Raw genomic sequence first — 22576 nt, forward strand, 5'->3', positions numbered from 1 at the left:
TACCATGACAATACATAACGATAAGCCCGATCACCCTAATGCCGAAAAGGTTTCGTTCCTCTTGACGGAGCTTGAATCATGGCTCGGCGAAACCGCCGCCAAGGAGATTTCTGAAAGGATGTTGTCTATGGAGGTGCAGCATTTGATCGCATGCAGGGATGCGTTGCAATGCATTCACGGGCATATGCTGCAAGCTGTAGAGGCCTCGGATTACACTGAAGGCGAGGGTTCCCCGATCCATTCGGCCTCTCAGGAAAGGAATTATGTGCAGTCGGCCGTACAAGGATTGTAGTATACGACACAGAATCCTACAGCGAATTCCGGTATACTAGGCTTAGAACTTAGATACCGAGGTGTAATTATGGAAACGAATCAAACGGCTTTAGGCTCCTACGATGCAGCAGACGTACAAAACAATAAATGGATGGCGGTTATCGGATACATTTTGTTCTTCGTTCCGCTTCTGGTCGCCAAAGATTCCCGCTTCGCAAGATATCATGCCAATCAGGGGCTGCTGTTGCTGCTTCTGAGCATTGCGGTGAATATCGTGCTGGGCATCATTCCGCTGATTGGCTGGCTGCTGCTGCCAATCGCGAACCTGCTCGTTCTGATCTTTGCGATTCTTGGGATTGTGAACGCGGCGCAGGGTCAAGCGAAGCCCCTTCCTTTGATCGGATCGGTCACCATTATTAAATAATAACAAAAAAGACGCGCGCACGGCTTAATCAACCGGGCTGACGCGTCTTTTTTAACGCTGCTGAATGCAGAGGTTTTCTTTATTTTTTTAAGGCTTGCTCTACGAACGTATTGTCAATAACCTGGGTGGTGTCCAGCTTCTTATTGATCGCCCCAACGGAGTAAAGGAAATCCGCCTGCTCCTGATGCGCCTTGGCGTATTCCGGGATAGCCGGCGACAGGATCGGCTCCGCATTTTTCAACACTTCTGCCGTGATGGCCTTATCCAGCTTCTGTGCTTTGGAAATATCCTCTACCACTTCATCCAGATGGGAAACAAAATAGGTACGGGCTTCCTCGTAGGTTTTGAGAAATAACACTGTCAGCTCCGGATGCTCCTTCGTAAACTTTGTACGTGCGATCAGGAAGCTGGGTGCATTGATGTTCAGATCCTGACCGGTAGCGAGGAATTTGGCCCCGGTTTGATGAACGGCCGTCGTAGCATACGGATCCCACACCGCCCAAGCATCAATGGCTCCGCTGTCCAGCGCAGGTCTTGCTTCATCCGGCTGCAGCTGAATGACCTTCACGTCATCCCCTTTCAGACCGGCTCGATCGATAGCCATATAGAGGAAATTATAGGCACTGCTCCCTTTGGCCACCCCGACCTTTCTCCCTTTTAAATCCTTCAGCTCTTTGATCGGACTGTTTTTGGGGATGACAATCATGTTCCCTTTCTTCCCGTCGGAGGTGACGGCTATTGCCTTAAAGTCGACGCCTCCCGTTTGCCCGGACACGACAGGAGTTCCTCCCACAGCTCCGAAGTCAATACGTCCGGCTGTGAGCGCCTCGAAGTGCGGCGGACCGCTGGCAAATTCCGACCATTTCACCTCTGCTCCTACTGAAGCAAAGGCCTTTTCGAAATAGCCCTTTTCCCTGGCATAGGGCAGAATCCCTGTCTTTCCTTGCACCCCGATGTTGACTACGATCTTTTCTTTGGGCTTTTCGCCGCCTCCTGCGCCTTGAGTAGCTGTAGATTGCACGGTTCCGCAGGCGGCCAGCATCGAAAGGGTGAGGGCTCCCACCAGTGCCATGATCCCTAGTTTTTTTCGAATGTGCATAAATGAATCCTCCTGTTCTATTATGGGCGTATTTCAACCGCTAAGCTTTATAGGTACCGGGCGAAATAAAAAAACGGAGCCCAATACCTGTCGGGCAGGTATTCGTCTCCGCTGTGTACGGTGGATGTTTATAAATAATAATTCCCATTGGAATAGTATGGAATAAATATTATCAGGATTTTGGGCTGCTGTCAATGCTTTTTACGAGTAGTTACCTCGACGTAAGTAGCTGAACATTTTTTCAGATATTTCTTAATGGGATTTGGTGGCCTATACTAGGTAGAGTGTAAGGTACCAATGACAATGTAATGCCGGAGGGAGATTGGACATGTCGAGGAAAATACCTTTGCAACAACGCGGCTTTGCCGTAAGCCGATTGGTGCTGGGCTGTATGGGGCTAGGCGGAGGCTGGAAGCGGGATCCGTTAACTGCGGAGGACCTGCGTGCCGCTCATGAGGCTGTAGATGCTGCCCTCAACGCGGGAATTACTATGTTTGATCATGCGGATATCTACGCTTATGGTAAAGCGGAGCAAGTATTTGGACAAGTACTGGCCGAACGCCCAGAGCTGAAGGAGAAAATGGTGCTCCAGTCCAAATGCGGCATACGGTTCGAGGACGGACCGGGTGGGCCGGGCCGGTATGATTTTTCCAAGGAGCATATCGTACAAAGCGTTGACGGCATCCTGGGCCGCCTTAAGGTTGATGCCATCGATATTTTGCTGCTGCATCCGCCGGATCCGTTGATGGAGCCGGAGGAAGTGGCGGAGGCGTTTGACCAGCTGCTGCGGGCAGGGAAAGTAAAAACCTTCGGCGTTTCCAATATGAACTCCGCTCAGATGAGAATGCTGCAATCCAGCTTGGACGTGCCGCTCATCGTTAACCAACTGGAGCTCAGCCTGTCCAAGCTGGATTGGATCGATGCAGGGGTACTCGTGAACCAGAAGCCGGGGGCGGAGGTGAATTTCGCCCAGGGTACGCTGGAGCATTGCCGGCTTGAGAATATTCAGGTGCAATCCTGGGGTCCGTTGTCCAAAGGCCTGTTCACCGGACGTGATTTGACCGGGCAGCCGGACCACGTGAAGCAAACCGCCGCATTGGTCCAGAAGCTTGCCGAGCAAAAGGAAACGACGCCGGAAGCGGTAGTGCTCGCCTGGCTGATGCGCCATCCGGCCGGAATTCAACCGGTCATCGGCACAACGAGCCCTGAGCGTATTCGTGCCTGTGCAGCGGCAATGGACATTACGCTGACGCGTGAAGAGTGGTACTCGCTTTACGTTACCTCGCGAGGAAAAAAGATGCCATAAGCAGTGAGGATCTCCCATGCCGATAGTCGCGGGAGATCCTTTTTTACTGTAAGGCATGTCGAGGTCCGTGACGCCGCGCGATCAGCGCTACCGTGAGGTTAACGTCCCAGCATGCCGGCGGCATCGCGTGCCGTAACTGCCCCTTCGCGTTTGCGGCCAACGTTGTTCGCCAGGTAATAACGTCCCAGCATGCCGCTAACATGGGGGAGAGGTAGGGAGATCCAGCGGAATAGCGGCATCGCGTGCCGTAACTGCCCCTTTCCCGTTGCGGCCAACGCTGTTCAGCAGGCAATAACGTCCCAGCATGCCGCAAACATGGGGGAGAGGGGGGAGATTCAGCGGAATAGCGGCATCGCGTGCCGTAATTATCCGCCGTCACCACGATCATCCCCTTCGCGCATCCCTCTTCCCATTAACATCAACTACAATACTAGGCTTGGCTTCCGGTTTCAATCCATAGGAGCGTACGCGTAGTTGGCCGGAGACAGGCGAAAGCAGGCCTGCTTGCACTAATCGCCGGAGCAGATCTCTCGCGTGCCTGTTGCCAATACCGAGCCGTTCGCACACTGCAGCCGGTGTAACCGGGCCGCGGGAATGAATGACCAGCCGCATGATTTCACGCTCCTTCAAAGTGAGCTGTTGTGGTTCCACATCGACACCAAACCAACGGCCGAGCATTTGCTGAATCATTTGCTGGCAACGACGCGGTTTTTCGTTTATATCATCATAGGAAAAGCGCAGAACCTTCCACTGGTCCAGAACCAAGTGATTTTGCCGAGTCAGCTGATCGGAAAATTGCCAACGTTTCAGATCGCGGCCATGCGGGCCGAATCCGTCGATTTCAATACAAACACGGTGGGTCCCGCGAAGGTACGCAAAGTCCAAGAACCTTACGCCGTCCTTGAAATCCCACACCTCATATTCCGGATGCAGGTCGTCCAAATGACCGACCGCGGGCCACCACACCTGCTCCAGAAACAACCGTTCTGCGTGACCGTGTCCTTCCCGCAGTCTCCGCAGCCGTTCCTTGGAGCAGCCTCGCTCATGACGAAGCATAAAATCCTTATACAAAGCTTCGAATACCAATAGCCTTCACTCCTCTGCCGGATATAAGCACAAAAAAACACCGTCCATCCCTAACTTGAGCGCAGGGAGGAACGGTGTATGCTTTACAACCGAAAAGTTATTTTACTTTTATAATACCGCATCGACGCTTCTTCATCAAACGGGACCTACCTTACCGCCTAAAGAATTCCATTGCCACAACCCGGCATTTTCTAGTAAACTAGTGGATGTTTTTTGGATTGATTCGTCCATAGGGAAGAAGGGGTAGTACAAGTGAGCAATAAACAAAATAAACAGCTTCAGCGCGGGCTGAAGGCAAGGCATCTGATGATGATCTCGATCGGGGGCTCCATCGGGACCGGCTTGTTCCTGGCCAGCGGCGGGGCCATTTCCACGGCAGGACCGGGCGGAGCGCTGCTGGCGTATGCGGCGATCGGCATCATGGTGTACTTCCTGATGACCAGCCTGGGAGAGATGGCCGCCTACATGCCGGTGTCCGGCTCTTTCAGTACTTATGCGGGACGTTTCGTCGACCCTGCGCTTGGCTATGCACTAGGCTGGAACTATTGGTTCAACTGGGCCGTAACGATCGCCGCCGAGCTTTCGGCTGCGGGACTCATCATGAAGTTCTGGTTTCCCGACACGCCGTCCTTGCCTTGGAGTGTGCTGTTCCTTGCTATCATGCTGCTGTTTAATTATTTATCGGTCAAAGGCTTCGGGGAAGCCGAATATTGGTTTGCCTTGATTAAAGTTGTTACCGTCGTTCTGTTTATCGGAGTCGGCTTGCTCATGATCTTCGGGATTCTGGGCGGACAACCGGTCGGTTTCACTCACTTTACAGAGGGCGACGCCCCGTTCCATGGAGGGTTTATGGCTATGCTGGGCGTGTTCATGGCGGCGGGCTTCTCGTTCCAAGGAACGGAGCTGCTGGGGGTTGCAGCAGGGGAGAGCGAGAACCCGAGGGTGAATATCCCGAAAGCAATCCGGCAAGTATTTTGGCGCATCCTCTTATTTTATATTTTGGCCATTTTCGTTATCGGGATGCTGATCTCCTATACGAATCCGGTGCTGATCAACGGAGACGTCGACAATATTGCGGTAAGCCCCTTCACCATCGTATTCGAAAATGCCGGCTTGGCCTTTGCCGCTTCCGTCATGAACGCGATCATTCTGACCTCGGTGCTATCCGCCGGAAACTCCGGAATGTATGCCTCGACCCGGATGCTTTGGGTCCTTGCTAAAGAGGGGAAGGCGCCGCAGTGGCTTGGTGCGCTGAATCGCCGCGGGGTTCCGGTAACCTCGCTGCTAGCCACAGCGGCCGTAGGGATGCTGGCATTTTTCACCTCCCTGTTCGGCGACGGGGTCGTCTACATCTGGCTGCTGAATTTGTCCGGCATGTGCGGATTTCTGGCGTGGCTCGGGATCGCGGTCAGTCATTATCGCTTTCGCAAAGCGTATCGGCTGCAAGGCTTTCGTATTAACGATCTGCCCTTCAAAGCGCGGTGGTATCCGTTTGGACCGATCTTTGCATTCGCGCTCTGCCTGTTTGTTATGATCGGGCAAGGCTACTCGGCCGTCACCGGCGATGCAATCGATTGGAAGGCGCTGCTCTCGTCCTACATCGGCTTGCCATTGTTTGCGGCATTCTACTTTGGCTACAAGCTCAAGCACAAGACGCGTCTGATCCCGCTCAAGGATTGTCAGCTGGTCGATCCTGAGAACAAATAGTGGTTGACAGTATCGCCAAATCGTAATAAACTTACTACTTGTTAATGACCTAAGGTAAAATAATAGCAAACTTCTTATCAAGAGAGGCGGAGGGAAAAGGCCCGATGAAGCCCGGCAACCGTTCCATGCGTAACTGCAGGGAAGTATGGTGCCAATTCCTCCAGAATCGGCGCGATTCTGGAAGATGAGAGGGACAAGAGCGATAAAGTCAGCCTCTGTACCTCTGTGTGCAGGGGCTTTTTTCATGCCTAACCAAGGGGGTGGATGAATTGATACAGCTTCATGAAGTTACCAAGGAGTATCTAGTAAAAGACAGAAAAATTACAGCCTTATCCCATATAAGCCTTACCATCAGCAAAGGCGAAATCTTCGGTGTCATTGGCCATTCCGGCGCTGGAAAAAGCACGCTGATCCGGACCATCAACCTGCTGGAACGGCCCAGCTCAGGGCAGGTCATCGTCGACGGCATCGACATTACGTCACTGAATGACCGCAAGCTTCAGGTAGAACGGCGTTCGATCGGCATGATCTTCCAGCACTTTAATTTGCTGTCCTCTGCTACCGTCGCGGATAATATCGCTTTTCCGCTTAAGCTGGCCAAGGCGGACAAGCCGTCGGTAGAGCGTCGGGTTCAAGAGCTGATCCGGCTCGTCGGCCTAAGCGGCCACGAGCACAAATATCCCGCCCAGCTGTCCGGAGGCCAGAAGCAGCGGGTCGGCATCGCCAGAGCGCTGGCGACGAATCCGAAGGTGCTGCTGTGCGACGAAGCGACGTCGGCGCTTGATCCGCAAACGACACAGTCGATTTTGACCCTGCTTATGGACATTAACCGGGAGCTGGGCATCACGATCGTCCTGATTACCCACGAAATGCAGGTCATCCGCTCGATCTGCGACCGGGTCGCTGTACTCGACGGAGGCAGGATTGTGGAGCTTGGCCCGGTTACGGATGTATTTCTGAAGCCGCAGCACCCCACTACGAAGCAGTTTGTAGCCGAGGCCTCCGAACCGCTTTCTGCAGAATGGCCGGGGCGCGCGTCGGGGAACACAACCCGCATCCTCATCACCTTCCTCGGTGAGATGACGTATGAGCCGGTGTTGTACGAAACGATGCGCGATACGAAGGTGCCCTTCGTCATTTTGCAAGGAACGGTATCGCGATTGAAGGATACGCCCTATGGCCAGCTGCTGCTGGAGCTTAGAGAGACCGGAGCCGAGGCGCAGCGAGCCATCGACCTGCTTCGTGAGCGCGGCCTGGATGTGGAGGTGTTGACGCATGGATAAGCTTATGGAGCTGGACTGGGCCGAGATCGGCTCGAATACGCTGGATACACTCTCCATGCTGGGGGCTTCCACCTTATTCACCGTACTCATCGGCTTGCCTCTCGGCATCGTGCTCTATCTGACGGGAAGAGGACAATTGCTGGAGCAGCCGCTGATCTACGCGGTCCTATCCTTTGTAGTGAACGTGCTCCGCTCTGTTCCGTTCATCATTCTGATGATACTGGTCATTCCGCTTACGCGGTTGATTGTCGGCACCTCGTTAGGGGTTCCCGGCTCCATCCCGCCGCTTGTCATCGCGGCAGCGCCCTTCTTCGCACGGCTTGTCGAGACAGCGCTGCGCGAGGTCGATCGCGGTGTTATCGAGGCGGCCCAAGCGATGGGAGCGACCCGCATGCAGCTGATCACGAAGGTGCTGCTGCCGGAATCCCGGCCGGGACTTATAGCGGCCATCACCATTACAGCCGTCACTTTGGTATCGTACACGGCGATGTCCGGAGTTATCGGCGGCGGCGGTCTGGGCGATTTGGCCATTCGCTACGGCTATCAGCGCTTCCAGACCACTGTGATGATTGTGACCGTGCTCATTTTGCTTGCGCTTGTTCAAGTCCTGCAAACGCTCGGCGACCGGCTCGTCCGGAAGTATCAGCGCAAGTAAGGCTTCATATAAATATTCACTGCATTTTTACTACAGGAGGAACCATTCACATGAAAAAAGTAGTCACAACAGCTTTATCCATCGTACTTGCCCTCTCTTTGTCCGCATGCGGAACCAAGCAGGAGGCTTCCTCCGGAAGCTCCAATGCAGCGGCTCCGGCTCCCGCAGCGAAAGAGGTTACCTTGAAGGTAGGCGCTACAGCCGTACCCCATGCGGAAATTTTGAAATTCGTGCAGCCTAAGCTGAAGGAGCAGGGCGTAAATCTGGAGATCAAGGAATTTACCGATTATGTCCAGCCGAACGTTCAAGTATTTGAGAAGCAGCTGGATGCTAACTTCTTCCAGCACATTCCGTACATGGAGCAGTTCAATCAAGACAAGAACATGAACCTTGTGAAGGCGGCAGGTGTCCACATCGAGCCGTTCGGAGCCTATTCCCAGAAAATCAAGAAGGTGGATGAGCTGAAGGAAGGCGCAACCGTCGCAATTCCGAGCGACCCTTCCAACGGCGGCCGGGCACTGGCGCTGCTGGAAAAGAACAGCCTCATTAAGCTGAAGGAAGGCGTAGGCGTAAAGGGGACAGTGAAGGACATTGTCGACAACCCTAAGAAGCTGAAGATCAAGGAGCTGGAAGCAGCCATGCTGCCGCGCGCTCTGGGCGAAGTAGACCTTGCGCTGATCAATACCAACTATGCGCTGGAAGCGAAGCTGTCTCCTACGAAGGATGCGCTGTTTATCGAAGACAAGAATTCCCCGTATGTCAACATCTTGACGGCGCGTCCGGACAATAAAGACTCCGAAGCAATGCAGAAGCTGGTTAAGGCGCTGAACTCGGATGATGTGAAAAACTTTATAAAGGAAAAATACAAGGACGCGGTTATTGCCGCATTCTAGAGCAAACAAGCAAAAAAAGCACAAGGTCTGTTCCCGGGAACGGACCTTGTGCTTTTTCCTTTTTATATTATGCTTCCATGATCTGAAGCAGATTCATACCCTTGTGAATGGGAGGCGCGGTCTCTTCCTTCGTCTTCGTTTCCACCTCCACAAGCTCTAAGCCTATAAAGCAAGTGCTGAGCTTCTGCAGCTTGGCTTCCGCCTGTTCCCGATCCATTGCCTGACTGAGCAGCTTACCCTTATAACAAATGGCGTAACTCATTGTGGTTATCCCTCTCTTTCATAATAGAGCCGTTATTATATGGTTCGAACGAACCACTTCTTTTCTAGGTGTAATAGGGAAAATAATTTTCTCTACTCATTTATACCCATGATTGAATCTGTTGAAACAGCAAATCATGATTTTTTATATGATAATACGACAAAGAAGTCGAAAAAGTTTCAATTCATGTAATCGTTCTCAGGTTTGAAAAATCAATTCGCCGTTCTATCGCATTTTTTGGAGCGGCGGAGTGCTTGCTTCTTCACCAAATGAGCTCATCAATCATTCCTTCCCGTTCAAGGTAAGGCACTTGTCGAATCGTGATCGCCATGGTGTAGTTCCAAGTAACCAAAAATATTATATAACATTTTTTTACAGGCTACAATGCGTATCCGGGCTGAGAGGTAAATATCGAACCATTGATAGCTGTGTCGAATGAGGGAGCCGCGATAGGACCCGTGTGCATAAAAAAAGAACGGCTAAAGCAGGATAAGGTATTGAAACCATACCTTAGGCGTCGGAGGGATTCGCACTATGGAGAAAACCAATGGAAGTGCCAAGGAACAAAAAATGAAATGGTGGCAGCTTTCGCTGCTGGGAGTAGCCTGTACCATCGGAACGGGGTACTTTCTCGGTTCCGGCATTGCCATTGAAACCGGGGGGCCGGCAGTTCTAGCCGCCTTCATTCTTGCTGCCTTCGGAACTTATATGGTATTTGATGTGCTTGCACGCATGACGGCGGAGGAGCCTCTGAAGGGATCCTTCCGTTCTTACGCGAAGAAGGCCTACGGGCGGTGGGCGGGCTTTAGCAGCGGCTGGGTGTACTGGTCCTCGGAGCTGCTGATTATGGGCAGCCAGATGACGGCGCTTTCCCTGTTCTCCCGATTCTGGTTCCCGAATGTGCCGATGTGGCTGCTCGCTTCCGTTTATGCGGTGCTTGGTTTGATCGTGATTTTAACGGGGCATAAAGGGTTTGAGAGGACGGAGCATGTATTTGCCGTGATGAAGATAGCCGCGATCCTCATCTTTATCTTGATCGCTGCAATCGGACTTTTGGGCTGGCTTCCGGGCGGTTCGCGCGCCCCATCGGTCCCGGTAACAAGAGAGCAGCTGCTCCCGAACGGGGCGATCGGCCTGTGGTCAGCTTTCTTGTTTGCGTTCTATGCGTTCGGGGGAATCGAAATAATGGGGCTGATGGCCACCCGTCTCAAGGAACCGAAGGAAGCGCCGAAAGCAGGGAAAATTATGATTCTTCTGCTGACCGTCGTGTATCTTATTTCCTTGTCCTTGGCGATCGTTTTGGTAACCATGGATCAATTTAATGATAAGGAGAGTCCGTTTTTGCTGGCGTTGAACAACTGGAATTTACCTTTCGTTCCGCATTTGTTCAACGGGGTTTTCATCATTGCCGGATTTTCTACAATGGTGGCTTCTTTATTCGCGGTCACCACCATTCTCGTCACACTGGCAGGGGACGGGGACGCTCCGCCTGTGTTCGCCAAGGAGTATAAGCGTAAGCTGCCATTGCCTGCGATCGGGCTGACAACGGTAGGTTTAATGGTTTCCATCTTGATGGCCTTGCTGCTCCCGGATCGGTTATACCATTATGTCACTACGGCGGCGGGTTTAATGCTGCTGTATAATTGGCTGTTTATCCTAGTAACCTCCGGTAAGCTTCTTACTTTGACAGGCTGGGGGCAGACGAAACGTTTTGCCGGGATGGCTCTTATTCTTGGCGCTGTCAGCGGCAGCTTGTTTCATGACGATACCCGCCCCGGCTTCATGATCAGTCTTGGATTTATCATCGTCATTGGCGTATTGACCTTGGTCATGCGGTATGTATGGAAAAAAAAGAAGAAGGCCGGAGCCTCCTCACCGGAAAAGGAGCATTTTACACGCTTCGAGCCCAAAGTACAAGCCGAAGCCGATGAGCGACAAGCCGGAAAGTATGGAAATCAGGGTAAGGAGCCTAGCCGTTAAATATTTGCGGAAGGTGCTGGCCATGGAAGCCATCGTGATATCCCAAAGCACCACTCCCAGCATGATGGCGCAGCTATAAAGAACCAGCTCCTCAGGGCCGGCGGTTTTGGCCGTCTTGGCCAGCACGGAGCCGTAAATTCCGAGCCAGAACAAGATGGTAAGCGGATTGGAGAGCGACATCAGAAAGCCGGAAAAGAACGACTTTACCAGGGATTCGTCGTCATCGCGGGCGTTCGTTATTTTACCGGCCCCCATAAGGCTCTCTATACCCGTATAACAAAGCACGAAGCAGCCGAACAGCCATAGGAAGGTTTGCATGAACGGCGTGCTCAGAAAGTGGACGACGCCGAAATAAACGAGGAGCATGTACACCATATCGGCGATCATGGCGCCGAGTCCGACAAGCCACGAATGCCAAAAGCCGCTGCGGAGCCCCTTGTTCAACTGTGCCGCATTGATCGGACCGATCGGAGCGGCGAGCGATAACCCTAAAAAGATGTAGCTAAAAAAAATACTCATTCCTCGATCCCCCTCAGAGTTTTGCGAAGCAAAACTTGCCTCGTAAGCGATGCTGAGTTCTGCGAAGCAAAGCGATGCTTGTACAGTGTATTCACTCAGGTTGGCTCGTACCACTCATTCCGCTCTGAAGGGGATGAGTTTTTTCGCGCTGCTTGGAAAAGACCGGCAGGAATGCTTGATCGAATCGAGAATAGGTAAGTTGCTACACATTGATATTTTAGGGAGGATCACATGTCGAACCAAAGCTTCTGGGGAGAATTTCATGGAGAGAAGGCGGTATGGCTGCGCGCAGGCCAATATGAAGCCGCCGTTTTGCCGGAAATCGGCGCTAATTTAATCGCGTTTCGGGATACGGAGAACGGATACAGGTTCTTACGGGAGCCGGCGGAGGAGGAGATGACTTCCTTCAAGGAGTTTCCCATCGTTCACGGCATTCCCGTTCTCTTCCCGCCGAACCGTTACGAGGATGGGAAGTTTCCTTGGCAGGGAGCGGTATATCAATTCCCCGTCAATGAGGAGAAAACGAATAACCACCTTCACGGCTTTGTGCATAATATTCCATGGGAGGTGCTGGGCTTCTCATCGAACGACCACGAGAGCAAGGTGACGCTTGCTTTGAAGGTAAGACCCGGGCATTCCGTATATGCTTATTTGCCTCATTCCTTCACAATCAAGCTCAGCTATACGCTAAACGAGGACGGACTGCTGCAGCATGTGCTTGTCAATAACGACGGTGACACGCCGCTGCCATGCCTGCTAGCCTTCCATACGACGCTGAACGCTCCGTTTATCCCGGGAAGCACGCCGGATGACTGCCGGTTCATGATGACGACAGGCCGGCGCTACGAGCTGAACGAGCGCATGCTGCCGACCGGCAGATTCCAGCCGTTAACCGCGGAGGAGGAGCTGATGAAAACAACCGGCTTGTCCCCGTTCTTCGAGCCGATGGACAATCACTACACGACCGATCCGCAGAATGGGCGAAACCGGATGGAGCTTACCGATGTGCGCAGGAAGGTCACGCTTGTTTATGATGCGGGAACAGCCTATAAGCATTGGATGATCTGGAATAACAATGCTACCCCGGGCTTCTTCTGCCCTGAGCCGCAGATGAATTTAGTGAACGCGCCTATGGTGGATCTGCCTGCGGAGCAGATCGGTTTGTTGTCACTGGCTCCGGGAGAGAAATGGGAAGAGACAAGCCGTCTGTATGTTAAGTAAGCACTCTTCTCAGAGCTGCTAATATTTAGTAAAATAGTAGAGATTCAAATGATAGTGAGAGTTTTACCATGCTATTATCTAGTTGAATAATGGAGGCTGGGAAAATGTCAGAGGAAAGACAGTTTTTACCGGAAACGTTAGCCGTACATGGCGGTCAGGAAATCGACCCGACAACGAATTCCCGGGCGGTTCCGATTTATCAAACGACTTCGTATGGCTTCCGGGACTCGGATCATGCGGCCAACCTGTTTGCGCTGAAAGAGTTCGGCAACATCTATACCCGCATCATGAATCCGACCACGGATGTATTCGAGAAGCGAATCGCTTTACTGGAGAACGGTGCTGCGGCGCTGGCCGTTTCCTCGGGGCAATCGGCCATTACCTTTGCTCTTCTGAACATTGCCGAGGCAGGGGACGAGATTGTATCCGCTTCCAGCTTGTACGGGGGTACATACAACCTGTTTGCACATACCTTGCCTAAAATGGGTGTGAAGGTGCGATTCGTAGATCCTAGCAATCCGGAGAACTTCCGCGCCGCTATCAACGAGAAAACGAAAGCGCTGTACGCCGAGACGATCGGCAATCCGAAGGGCGACGTGCTTGATATTGAAGCCGTAGCACAAATCGCGCATGAGAACGGGATTCCGCTCATTGTGGACAATACGTTCCCAAGCCCGTACTTGCTTCGTCCGATCGATTTCGGGGCGGACATTGTCGTGCATTCGGCTACTAAATTTATCGGCGGCCATGGCACTTCTATCGGCGGCGTCATCGTGGATAGCGGGAAATTTGACTGGGCTGCCAGCGGCAAATTCCCTGGTCTGACCACTCCGGACCCTAGCTATCATGGCGTTGTATATACCGATGCGGTTGGCCCGGTTGCTTATATCATCAAAGCGCGCGTTCAGCTGCTTCGCGATCTGGGAGCCGCCATCTCGCCGTTTAACTCCTTCCAGCTGCTGCAGGGTTTGGAAACGCTGCATCTGCGCATGGAGCGTCACAGCTCCAATGCTCAGAAGGTTGCCGAGTTCCTGGAGAAGCACGAATCCGTGGAATGGGTAAGCTATCCGGGGCTGGAGAGCCATCCTTCCTATAAGCTTGCTCAAAAATACTTGCCGAAAGGTCAAGGTGCGATTATCAGCTTCGAGATCAAAGGCGGAGTAGAGGCAGGCAAGAAAGTAATCAACAATGTAAAGCTCTTCTCCCATCTGGCGAACGTCGGGGATTCAAAGTCGCTGATCATTCATCCGGCCAGCACAACGCATCAACAGCTGAAGCCGGAGGATCAAGTGAAGAGCGGCGTAACGCCGGGTCTGATCCGTTTGTCCATCGGAACGGAAGCTATTGATGACATTCTGTTCGATTTATCTAAGGCGATTGAAGCAAGTCAAGCTTAATAGCAAATGAAAAGCGGCTGTGTCGGAAGTAATAGTTACTTCGATGCAGCCTTTTTTTGCGTTCCAACCCGCTGAGTCCTTAGTTTTATCCTTGTCAATTTGTTAGGTTTCCGGTATGCTAAACTTTCATGAAACGCATCTGGGAGGTACCGGCAATGCAGGATTACGGCATGGAATACGCCGAGCTGTTATTTTATAGTCCTACGGAACAAGAACGATTGCACGGATTGTGGCCGCTTCGCGCAGGCAGAAACCTGGCGAAGCCGACGTACCGCGTAGGCCCGAGGATCATGGAAACATTTAGTTTGCATTTTGTTATGGATGGCGCCGTGCGTCTTCTATATGAGGAACAGCAGATCGAGCTGGAGGAAGGGGACTTCTTTTGTGTGTTCCCGGGAATCAAGTACGAATATATGCAGCCGTCTGACAGCAGGCAGCCTCTCAAAATGTGCTGGCTCACGGTAGACGGTGAGCTGGTGCCCGAGCTTTTGCAAGAAGCGGGGCTATCCGAGGAAAAGCCATATGCCAGACGTATGATGACGCGGGAGCTGGAAAGGGAGCTTGTGGGAGCACTTGCCGCCTTCACGCAGGCGAATGAGCCTGGGGGCTATGCCCGATTAATGAGTGCGCTGTATGGGGTCTTTAGTGCGCTTCAGGCGGGTAAAGGCAGGGAGGCGGCAGGGAGAAAGGACGATTGGCTGGAGCGAAGCATCCGATTTATGGAAGCTCATTTCTGTGAACGAATTACGGTAGAGGATGCTGCGAGAGAAGCGGGCATACACAGGTCGTACTATTCAACCAAATTCACCGAGAAGCTGGGCGTCGCTCCGGCCAAATATTTGCAGAAGCTTCGTATGGAAAAGGCGGCAAGTCTGCTGCTCCATTCGGAATGGCCGGTTACCGAGATAGCACAGGCTGTAGGCTACCCCGAAATTTATTCGTTTACCCGGTTTTTCACCCATTATTACGGGCTTCCGCCCAGCCGTTATAGAAAAGAAGGAGGGAACGCTCCCTGAAGAGCATTCCCTCTTTTCTTATGTAATGTTATAGACGTACCGGCATGCCGGTTTCCGCAGAGCGAACAGCAGCCATGGATACCAGATGGGTTTGGTGCGCATCCTCATAGGTTGAGCGTATCCTGCTTGTATCGCCTGTTCGAACGGCATGAAGGAAAGCTTCATTTTCTTTGACATATGGATCGGTTTGATTAAGAAATTCGGTGATTTGACCTTTGCGTATATCGCGGACCCCATGAGCCCGAAACTCCACAACACCCAAGTCCGTCACCAGATCAAGCCCGCTTGTATGGTTGATCGGAAGCATGCACGTATTCGTCAGGCTAACAACCGCTCCGCTGCGGAGCTTCAGGGTGACGACGCCATTATCGGGAACTTCCGTCCCCGGCACCCGTTCATGCATGACGACCCTGTTGAATTGTGCGTATACCTCGCTGACCTCCCCGCAAAGATATCGGACAAGATCGGTAATGTGTGTTGTTTGCTCGACGAACTGTCCGCCCGAGCCCTGAAGCGTCCGCCACCAGGACACCCCCGGCATGCTTCCGAGCCAATAACCGTTAGCCAATCCGACATAACGACCCTCAAGCAGCTCTTTCGTTTTTTGCGCCCCATCCGTATACCGCAGGTGATAGCCGACGGAAGTAATCAGCCGCTTCTCGGTAATTTGCTTCGCCAGCTCTCCGGGGATGGAGCCTTCCGCGCCCAAGGGCTTCTCTACAAGGAAAGGGATCCCCCGCTCAATTAAGCTGCGCTCAATGGGTCCGTGAGCCATAGGGGGGACACAAATATAAACGGCATCGGGTTTTCCATTATCCAGCATTGCCTCTACCTGCTCATAGCCCGCCGCCGCGGCAAATCCTGAGGCCGCCTTCTCCGCCTTCTCCAAGCTTGTTCCTGCAAAGCCGACTACCTCACAACCGTCCATTCTTGATACAATCCCGGCGTGTTTCTTGGCGAAGCCGCCCGTTCCTACGATGCCGATACGCATGTTCATCACCTTTCCTCCTTTTGTCGCATGTAGTTCCATCATAAGCGCAACAACGCCCGGAGACAATCCCTGGAAATCGGAAAAAACGTCGGGTAAGAAGAAGATTTTCTTATTGCATAGGCATGCCGAAGGAAACAAACAATATAGGAAGCTATTGTAAAATGCTTGCAAAATAAGGAATGGAGTCTTGTATGGTATGAAACTAAGAAGTATTCATGGTATGCTGCTTGTCCTCCTTCTTGTCGGCTCTTATTTGGTGCCCTTCACTGCGAGCGCAGCGGAAGCAGCAGCCGCTCTTCCTAATGACAGGCAGAAGCAGCTGGAGCAGGAGCGGCTTGCCGGACTGAAAGAGGAAGGAATGTATCTTGTCATTGACAAGAGGTGGAATCGGCTGACGGTTTATATGAACGGCCATGCAACTCATTCCTTTCCCGTAGCTACAGGAAGAAGCGAGTCCCTGACGCCCGTAGGTCAATTTCGAATTACGACCAAAATCAAAAAGCCGTGGTATGTGCGCAAGCAAATCCCCGGAGGACATAAGGATAATCCGCTGGGGACCCGGTGGCTGGGTCTGAATGTTCCTGGGACCGGAGGTTATACTTATGGCATTCACGGTACGAATCGGCCTTGGTCCATCGGATCCAGAGCTTCATCCGGCTGCATCCGCATGCACAATAAAGATGTGGAATGGTTGTTTCGCCACGTAACATTAGGAACGGTAGTTGTCATTATCGAATAGCTTTCTTTTGAAAAGCGGCGTATAAAGACACCTCATACCGGCCATATTATTATCGACGGTGAACAAGAGAGGTGTGGTTCCGTTGAGTGATTCAACGAATAATACCGTGGAAGCAGGTTTTGAATCGATATAGAAGCGGAGGGATGTGCCAAAGACTCGTTACTGTAGTACCCGTACTGCATTGTGAGTGGAGGTCAGTCATCCGGCTTTCGTGAGATTCAGGTACCAAAATCCAAAATCACCGTCAAAGGGACTCCTTAGGGAGTCCTTTTCTTTTTTATACTTCCCTTCGACATTCTTCGCATTATGCCTTTACATTTGTTTCTTCACACATTTTTCACAATTCCATCACAGTTTGATCATGAATTTGAGCTATTTTGAAACAAGATGTATTGTCTTAATTATCAGATAATGAAAGCGATTTCTTCCTTGATGTGGTGCGGATAGGAATGAACGATTCAGGAGGGTATGGACATGTTTAGCTGGATCCAGAATGTTTCAAAAAAATGGATCGTAACGACCGTAGCAGTCATCGCCGTCATTGCTGTTGTCGGTGTTTCCTTGTTGAATGGAGGGGGACCAAATACCCAGGGCGCTGCTCCTGCCGGTACGGTAGCACCCGGACAGCCAGGCGCTTCCCCGGCGCAGCGCGGCGGACCTCGCTCGTTTCCTGTAGAGACGCAGGTCGTTAAGTTGTCCGATATGGGCGGCGGACAGGTGTTTACAGGATCAATCACTCCGCAATATACTACTAACGTCTCCTCCCGTGTCAGCGGCCGGGTAACGGAGGTTATGGTGAAGGTCGGAGACCGGGTTAAGGCAGGCGATCCGCTGGCAAAGCTGGATACCTCCACGCTGCAGCAGCAAATATCCCAGCAGGAGAACGCTCTTGCCGTGAGCTCGGCGCAGCTGCAAAAGGCAATTAAGGATCAGGCGAATGCCGAAGCAACGGCGGAGAAACGAATCGCTTCTCAGCGTGCAACCAATGAGAAAAGTATTTTGGATCTGCAGAATCAGATCGCAACACTCAAGCAGCAGGTTGCCATCTCGCAAGCGAACTTCAACAAGGCGATCAGCGATCAGCAGAACACGATTGCGGCAGCGAAGCAAGCGGTCGCGATTTCCCAGCAAAGCCTGAACAGCGCGATCGTTACTTATAACACGAACCTGGAGAACGCGAAGAACGCCCTCACCGCGCAGCAGGACAGCTATTTAACCTCCCAAGCGAATGCGATTAACAACCTGCAGTCGCTGCAGCTCGATGTGCAGGCTGCACAGAACGCTTATATCGCTGCCGTGACCAGCAGAAACGGGATTGACGCAGCGCTGGTCAAGCTTCAGCAGGCACAACTGAAGCTGGAGCAGGCGCAGAATCCGTCGAGCGTGTCACAGACCGCGCTGATTAACGCGCAGAACGCGGTGGAGACGGCGGAAGCCTCGCAAGCGGTACAGCTTGCGCAAGAGCAGCTAAACCGGGATTTGATCACGCTGACCAATGCGCAAACTAACCTTTCGATGATTATGGAAACCAACTCGCAAACGGTGCAGAAGGATCAGCTTGCCTTGGCGAACGCGGAAGCCACGCTGCAGCTGAGCTTAAGCTCCTTGAACGCTTCGCTTGCGCAAAACGAGCAGGATTACATAAACTCACAATCCAAGGAAGGGCTCGCGGTCAACCAGGCTCAATACCAGCAGGCCCAAACGAACCTGCGCAACCTGCAGGAGCAGCTCCAGGACGGCGTGCTGCTGTCCCCGGTTGACGGGGTCGTTACAGCAATTAATACGCCGGTCGGCCAGAACGCCGGCACACAGGCGAATATCGTATCGATCGCCGCGGTTGACCCTGTTCAGGCTACAGTAAGCATCTCTGAGGCCACGATCGGTAAAATCAAGGTTGGCATGGAAATGAAGGTGAATGTACCGACCCTAAACAAAACCTTCGATGGCATCGTGTCGGCGGTTCGGCCTACACTTGATGCGGTGACGAAGTCGTACGGCGTTGACATCCAGGTGAATGACCCGAAGCATGAGCTGCTGCCGGGCATGTTTGCGACGTCAAGCCTCAAATCGGAGGGCCGCAAAGCGATTATGGTGCCGGCCGATGCGGTGCTCAGCCAGCCGAGCGGCAACGCGGTTTTCATCGTGCAGGAGGGACGTGCCCGCAAGGTGTCCGTGAAGGTCGGAACGCTTACCAGCGCGCTGTTTGAAATTACAAGCGGGCTGAAGGAAGGCGACGAGATCGTTGTTAAGGGACAGGAGCTGCTGTCCGATCGGGCTGCAGTCCAAGTGGTGCAGCCGGGCCAGGAGGGCGCGGCCCAGCCAAGCGGCGGGCAGCGTCAGCAGGGGGCCCCGAACGGGCAGCCGGGTGCGGCAACGGACCAGCAAGGAAATCAGCAGGGCAACCAGCGCACGCAACGCCAGCAGGGTAACCAGGGCGGACAGAACGGACAAAGCGGACAGAATGCGCCAAGCGGTCAAGGCGGTCAAGGCAATCAGCGGCAGCCGCAGACCAATCAGCAAGGGAGTCCGCAGGGTGGCCAAGGGCAAACCGAGAGAGCGGGTGGAAGTCAGTGAAATTAGCGAATTTCTCGGTGAACCGTCCGGTTACCATTATGATGCTGATGATCGCCATCACGATTTTGGGCTCGATCGCAGCACCCTTGCTTCCGGTGGATCTATACCCGAACATGGAAATTCCGACGGCTTCCGTATCCGTCAACTGGGCAGGCGCTTCTCCAGCACAGGTAGAGGCGCAAGTGACCAGCCGGATTGAGGCTTCGATGGCAACGATCGCCAATGTATCCTCCGTGTCCTCGAACTCAAGGACAGGAGGAAGCACCGTCACGGTGCAGTTCAATTACGGCACCGACATTATGGAGGCTACCCAGACGATGCGGGAACGGCTCGACCGGGTGCGAAGGCAGCTTCCATCGGACGCCGACGCGCCGGTCGTCAACCGGGCGGACCCGAACAGCCAGGCGATTATGAACCTATCGCTTTACGGGAAGGATGCCGATCTGCTGACCCTGCGCGATCTTGCCGACAACGTCGTCAGCCCCGCCGTGCAGCGGGTAGACGGTGTGGCATCGGTTAGCGTAACGGGTGGACGTACTAGGCAAATTCAAGTGCTGCTTGATCAGAATAAGCTGCTGCAGTACGGACTCACCCTCAATTCGGTGACCCAGGCGCTAGGAAACGATAACCAGACGCAGGATGCCGGCTTGGTGTATAAAGGTCAGCAGCTGGTACCGCTTCGCATCAACGGCGAATTTAAATCCACCGGGGAGATTGAAAAAGTCCGGGTGCCGCTGTCACGCGGCCAATCCGTACCGCTCAGCGAGCTTGCCAAAATTGTCGATACGTATCAGGAGGTTACCTTCGACGCGAGACGCAACGGGGAGCAAAGCGTAGGCTTATCCATACAGAAGCAATCGGACGGGAACACCGTATCCGTCGCCGATAACATTCGCAAGACGATGAAGGAAATTGAGAGCCAGCTGCCGGAGGGCGTCAAGCTGGCCGTGCTGAACGATTCGTCGAAATTCATTAAAAGCTCGATCAATACGGTAATAGAGCACACGTTGTTCGGGGCTATTTTTTCCATCATTGTTCTTATGCTGTTCTTAAATAGTATTCGGGCAACGCTGATTATCGGTGTCGTAATTCCGATCTCGGTTATCAGCACCTTCAGTATGATGTACTTCGGCAACCAGACGATCAATACGATCACGCTGGGCGGCTTGGCGCTCGGTCTCGGCTCGCTTGTCGACTTTGCCGTGGTAGTGCTGGAGAGCATTTTCCGCAAAAGGGATGAGGGCTTATCTCCGATAGAAGCAGCCAAGAAGGGTACCGCTGAGGTCGGTACGGCGGTGCTTGCATCCGCCCTGGCACAGATTGCCGTTTTTGCGCCGACGGTGTTCATTAACGGCATCATCAAAAACTTCTTTGCGCCGATGGCGCTTACGGTAAGCTTCTCCCATATCGCCGCCTTGTTCGCGGCCATCACACTCGTTCCGATGCTTGCGGCGAAGCTGCTGAAGAAGCATCATGAGGAGACGCTGCCTGAAGGCCGCTCCTACAACCCTGCCGTGTGGTTCGGCAGAGGAATGAACCGGTTCACCTCCGGCTATGCCTTGATTCTCCGCTGGTCGCTCGGCCATCGCTGGGTGATCGTTGTGGCAACGGTTGCCATGCTGGGAGGAAGCGTCTTTCTTGTCAAATTCGTCGGCAATGAGCTGATGCCCTCTACCGATGAAGGGCAGTTCAATGTCAACATCAGCATGCCGCAAGGCACGAAATTCGAGATTACTAACGATATCGCCACGAAGGTAGAGAACAAAATCAAGGATCTGCCCGATGTCGATACCATCTTCACTACCGTGGGCAGCGCGGGGGGAGGAGCCTTTCAAAGCGCCTCCACGAACAACGCCAGCATTGCGGTAACGCTCAAGCCGCTGGGAGAACGCACGCTGAAGACCCAACAGGTAGTCGATCAGGTGCGTACGCTGACGCAGGGATACCCTGGTGCGCAGATCAACGTTAACGCCCGCTCCTCCGTTCGGCTTCCGGGTCTTGGAGGCGGCGGGGGGGGAGCCGATTCGGTTGTAGTCAATCTGAACGGGCCCGATATGGCTGTGCTCAGCAAGCTGGGTGACATGGTTGCGGAAGAGATGCGGACACTGCCGACCCTGCGAAGCGTCCAGAATACGCTGGAGCGAAGTATTCCCGCCTATGATCTCAAGATCGACCGGGACGCGGCTTCGTACTATGGAGTAACCGCGAGAGAGGTCATGACCGCCCTCCGGACGGCCTACCAGGGCTCGGTGGCGACCCAGTTTAAAGCGGGGGACACGCAAATTTCCGTTCTGGTGAAATTCCCGTCGGAATTCACCAACAACCTCGAGAATTTGAATCAAATCGTCATTAATGCGCAAGGGGGAGCTCAAGTTCCGCTCAGCGCCATTGCAAAGGTTGAGCCGGGCTCAAGCCCGGTTCAGATCCGGCATATTAACGGCGAACGTCTGACGACCGTGCAAGGGGCCGTATCGGGTGCGCCGCTTGGCGACGTCATGAAGCAGGTGGAGGAGATTTTGAAGAACATCCCCGCGCCGGACGGTTACTCCATTACTTTGGCTTCCAGACAAGATACGAACAGTGCCTTCAGCAGCCTTTATCTGATGCTGATTCTGTCTGTCGTGCTGGTCTACATGGTGATGGCAAGCCAATTCGAGTCGCTGTACGGACCGTTTATCATCATGTTCTCACTGCCGCCGACCTTTATCGGCGCCATTGTAGGACTGTATCTGACGAACCGGACGATCAACATGAACTCCATTATGGGGATGATTATGCTGGTCGGGATCGTCGTGAATAACGCGATCGTATTGGTCGATTATACCAACCAGCTTCGCAAACGGGGGTATACGCTGTACGATGCGTTAATCGAAGCAGGCAAGGTGCGCTTGCGGCCGATTATGATGACTACCGCAGTGACGGTACTGGCAATGCTGCCTCTTGTCATCGGCTTCGGAGAGGGGGCGGAGGCGCAAGCGTCGATGGCTACGGTAGTGGCCTTCGGCTTGACCTTCTCCACGATCATTACCCTGGTGCTGATTCCGGTGGTGTATACGTTAATGGACGGCATGACGGATGCGATGAAGCGCCGCTTCCGGCGCGGTAAGCCTGCCGAGCTGACGAGCGATTCGGCTGCCGGCGTATAGCAGGA

The 22576-nt window shown here is 53.2% G+C and carries 20 protein-coding genes and 1 riboswitch; of the genes, 14 read left to right on the plus strand and 6 right to left on the minus strand.

Going from position 1 to position 22576, the window contains the following annotated elements:
* Window positions 1-4: 4 nt before the first annotated feature.
* Window positions 5-292 (plus strand): hypothetical protein, encoded by a 288-nt coding sequence (locus RAC89_RS20805; protein WP_306615595.1) that lies wholly within the window; start codon window positions 5-7, stop codon window positions 290-292.
* A 69-nt stretch (window positions 293-361) separates the two neighbouring features.
* A complete protein-coding gene (locus RAC89_RS20810; protein ID WP_306615596.1) occupies window positions 362-697 on the plus strand; it encodes a DUF4870 domain-containing protein in 336 nt (111 codons plus the stop codon).
* Window positions 698-776: 79 nt separating this feature from the next.
* On the opposite strand, the gene RAC89_RS20815 is transcribed toward RAC89_RS20810, so the two are convergent.
* Window positions 777-1796, minus strand: coding sequence for an aliphatic sulfonate ABC transporter substrate-binding protein (locus RAC89_RS20815; RefSeq protein ID WP_306615597.1), 1020 nt, complete (start codon window positions 1794-1796; stop codon window positions 777-779).
* Window positions 1797-2124: 328 nt separating this feature from the next.
* On the opposite strand from RAC89_RS20815, the gene RAC89_RS20820 reads away from it, so the two are divergent.
* Complete coding sequence (locus tag RAC89_RS20820) at window positions 2125-3102, plus strand: aldo/keto reductase (protein ID WP_306615598.1); 978 nt, start codon at window positions 2125-2127, stop codon at window positions 3100-3102.
* Between the two features lie 98 nt (window positions 3103-3200).
* Here the strand turns inward: RAC89_RS20820 and RAC89_RS20825 are convergent, their stop codons facing one another.
* Together RAC89_RS20825 and RAC89_RS20830 are read right to left on the minus strand one after the other, a co-directional pair.
* Window positions 3201-3377 carry a hypothetical protein gene (locus RAC89_RS20825; protein WP_306615599.1) on the minus strand — a complete coding sequence of 59 codons (177 nt, stop codon included), beginning with the start codon at window positions 3375-3377 and terminating at the stop codon, window positions 3201-3203.
* Between the two features lie 109 nt (window positions 3378-3486).
* Complete coding sequence (locus RAC89_RS20830; RefSeq protein WP_306615600.1) at window positions 3487-4188, minus strand: DNA-binding response regulator; 702 nt, start codon at window positions 4186-4188, stop codon at window positions 3487-3489.
* 306 nt (window positions 4189-4494) lie between these two features.
* Here RAC89_RS20830 and RAC89_RS20835 point away from each other — a divergent pair, with 306 nt between their 5' ends.
* The 4 genes from RAC89_RS20835 (at window position 4495) to RAC89_RS20850 (ending at window position 8726) form a co-directional block, all read left to right on the plus strand.
* The gene (locus RAC89_RS20835; RefSeq protein WP_306616156.1) at window positions 4495-5895 is read left to right on the plus strand and encodes an amino acid permease; all 1401 of its coding nucleotides are present in this window, start codon (window positions 4495-4497) and stop codon (window positions 5893-5895) included.
* A 71-nt stretch (window positions 5896-5966) separates the two neighbouring features.
* A riboswitch (SAM riboswitch) is annotated at window positions 5967-6086 on the plus strand.
* A gap of 78 nt (window positions 6087-6164) precedes the next feature.
* Window positions 6165-7178, plus strand: a complete 1014-nt coding sequence (locus RAC89_RS20840) for a methionine ABC transporter ATP-binding protein (RefSeq protein WP_306615601.1) — start codon at window positions 6165-6167, stop codon at window positions 7176-7178.
* Window positions 7171-7833 (plus strand): methionine ABC transporter permease, encoded by a 663-nt coding sequence (locus tag RAC89_RS20845; RefSeq protein WP_306615602.1) that lies wholly within the window; start codon window positions 7171-7173, stop codon window positions 7831-7833. The genes RAC89_RS20840 and RAC89_RS20845 overlap by 8 nt, the downstream gene beginning before the upstream one ends.
* 50 nt (window positions 7834-7883) lie before the next feature.
* Window positions 7884-8726, plus strand: a complete 843-nt coding sequence (locus RAC89_RS20850; protein ID WP_284638620.1) for a MetQ/NlpA family ABC transporter substrate-binding protein — start codon at window positions 7884-7886, stop codon at window positions 8724-8726.
* 67 nt (window positions 8727-8793) lie between these two features.
* On the opposite strand, the gene RAC89_RS20855 is transcribed toward RAC89_RS20850, so the two are convergent.
* Window positions 8794-8988, minus strand: coding sequence for a hypothetical protein (locus tag RAC89_RS20855; protein WP_284638621.1), 195 nt, complete (start codon window positions 8986-8988; stop codon window positions 8794-8796).
* 534 nt (window positions 8989-9522) lie between these two features.
* On the opposite strand from RAC89_RS20855, the gene RAC89_RS20860 reads away from it, so the two are divergent.
* The gene (locus RAC89_RS20860; RefSeq protein WP_306615603.1) at window positions 9523-10968 is read left to right on the plus strand and encodes an amino acid permease; all 1446 of its coding nucleotides are present in this window, start codon (window positions 9523-9525) and stop codon (window positions 10966-10968) included.
* Here the strand turns inward: RAC89_RS20860 and RAC89_RS20865 are convergent.
* Complete coding sequence (locus RAC89_RS20865; protein ID WP_306615604.1) at window positions 10861-11487, minus strand: LysE family translocator; 627 nt, start codon at window positions 11485-11487, stop codon at window positions 10861-10863. The genes RAC89_RS20860 and RAC89_RS20865 overlap by 108 nt on opposite strands.
* Window positions 11488-11718: 231 nt before the next feature.
* On the opposite strand from RAC89_RS20865, the gene RAC89_RS20870 reads away from it, so the two are divergent.
* The 3 genes from RAC89_RS20870 to RAC89_RS20880 all read left to right on the plus strand — a co-directional run bounded on the left by RAC89_RS20870 (window position 11719) and on the right by RAC89_RS20880 (window position 15121).
* Window positions 11719-12708 (plus strand): aldose 1-epimerase, encoded by a 990-nt coding sequence (locus tag RAC89_RS20870; RefSeq protein WP_306615605.1) that lies wholly within the window; start codon window positions 11719-11721, stop codon window positions 12706-12708.
* Window positions 12709-12812: 104 nt separating this feature from the next.
* Window positions 12813-14105: a homocysteine synthase gene (locus RAC89_RS20875; RefSeq protein WP_306615606.1), complete on the plus strand. Its 1293-nt coding sequence runs from the start codon at window positions 12813-12815 to the stop codon at window positions 14103-14105.
* Window positions 14106-14260: 155 nt separating this feature from the next.
* The gene (locus tag RAC89_RS20880; protein WP_306615607.1) at window positions 14261-15121 is read left to right on the plus strand and encodes a helix-turn-helix transcriptional regulator; all 861 of its coding nucleotides are present in this window, start codon (window positions 14261-14263) and stop codon (window positions 15119-15121) included.
* A gap of 28 nt (window positions 15122-15149) precedes the next feature.
* Here RAC89_RS20880 and RAC89_RS20885 read toward each other — a convergent pair whose 3' ends face one another.
* The gene (locus RAC89_RS20885; protein WP_306615608.1) at window positions 15150-16118 is read right to left on the minus strand and encodes a Gfo/Idh/MocA family protein; all 969 of its coding nucleotides are present in this window, start codon (window positions 16116-16118) and stop codon (window positions 15150-15152) included.
* A gap of 190 nt (window positions 16119-16308) precedes the next feature.
* Here RAC89_RS20885 and RAC89_RS20890 point away from each other — a divergent pair, with 190 nt between their 5' ends.
* From RAC89_RS20890 to RAC89_RS20900, 3 genes are all read left to right on the plus strand, one after another.
* Window positions 16309-16851 carry a L,D-transpeptidase gene (locus RAC89_RS20890; protein ID WP_306615609.1) on the plus strand — a complete coding sequence of 181 codons (543 nt, stop codon included), beginning with the start codon at window positions 16309-16311 and terminating at the stop codon, window positions 16849-16851.
* 474 nt (window positions 16852-17325) lie between these two features.
* Window positions 17326-19425, plus strand: a complete 2100-nt coding sequence (locus RAC89_RS20895) for an efflux RND transporter periplasmic adaptor subunit (protein ID WP_306615610.1) — start codon at window positions 17326-17328, stop codon at window positions 19423-19425.
* Window positions 19422-22571, plus strand: coding sequence for an efflux RND transporter permease subunit (locus tag RAC89_RS20900; protein ID WP_306615611.1), 3150 nt, complete (start codon window positions 19422-19424; stop codon window positions 22569-22571). The genes RAC89_RS20895 and RAC89_RS20900 overlap by 4 nt, the downstream gene beginning before the upstream one ends.
* Window positions 22572-22576 lie beyond the last annotated feature (5 nt).

Origin of the sequence: Paenibacillus sp. GD4 (assembly GCF_030846225.1) — a bacterium.
In the GTDB taxonomy this organism is placed as follows: domain Bacteria; phylum Bacillota; class Bacilli; order Paenibacillales; family NBRC-103111; genus Paenibacillus_G; species Paenibacillus_G silviterrae.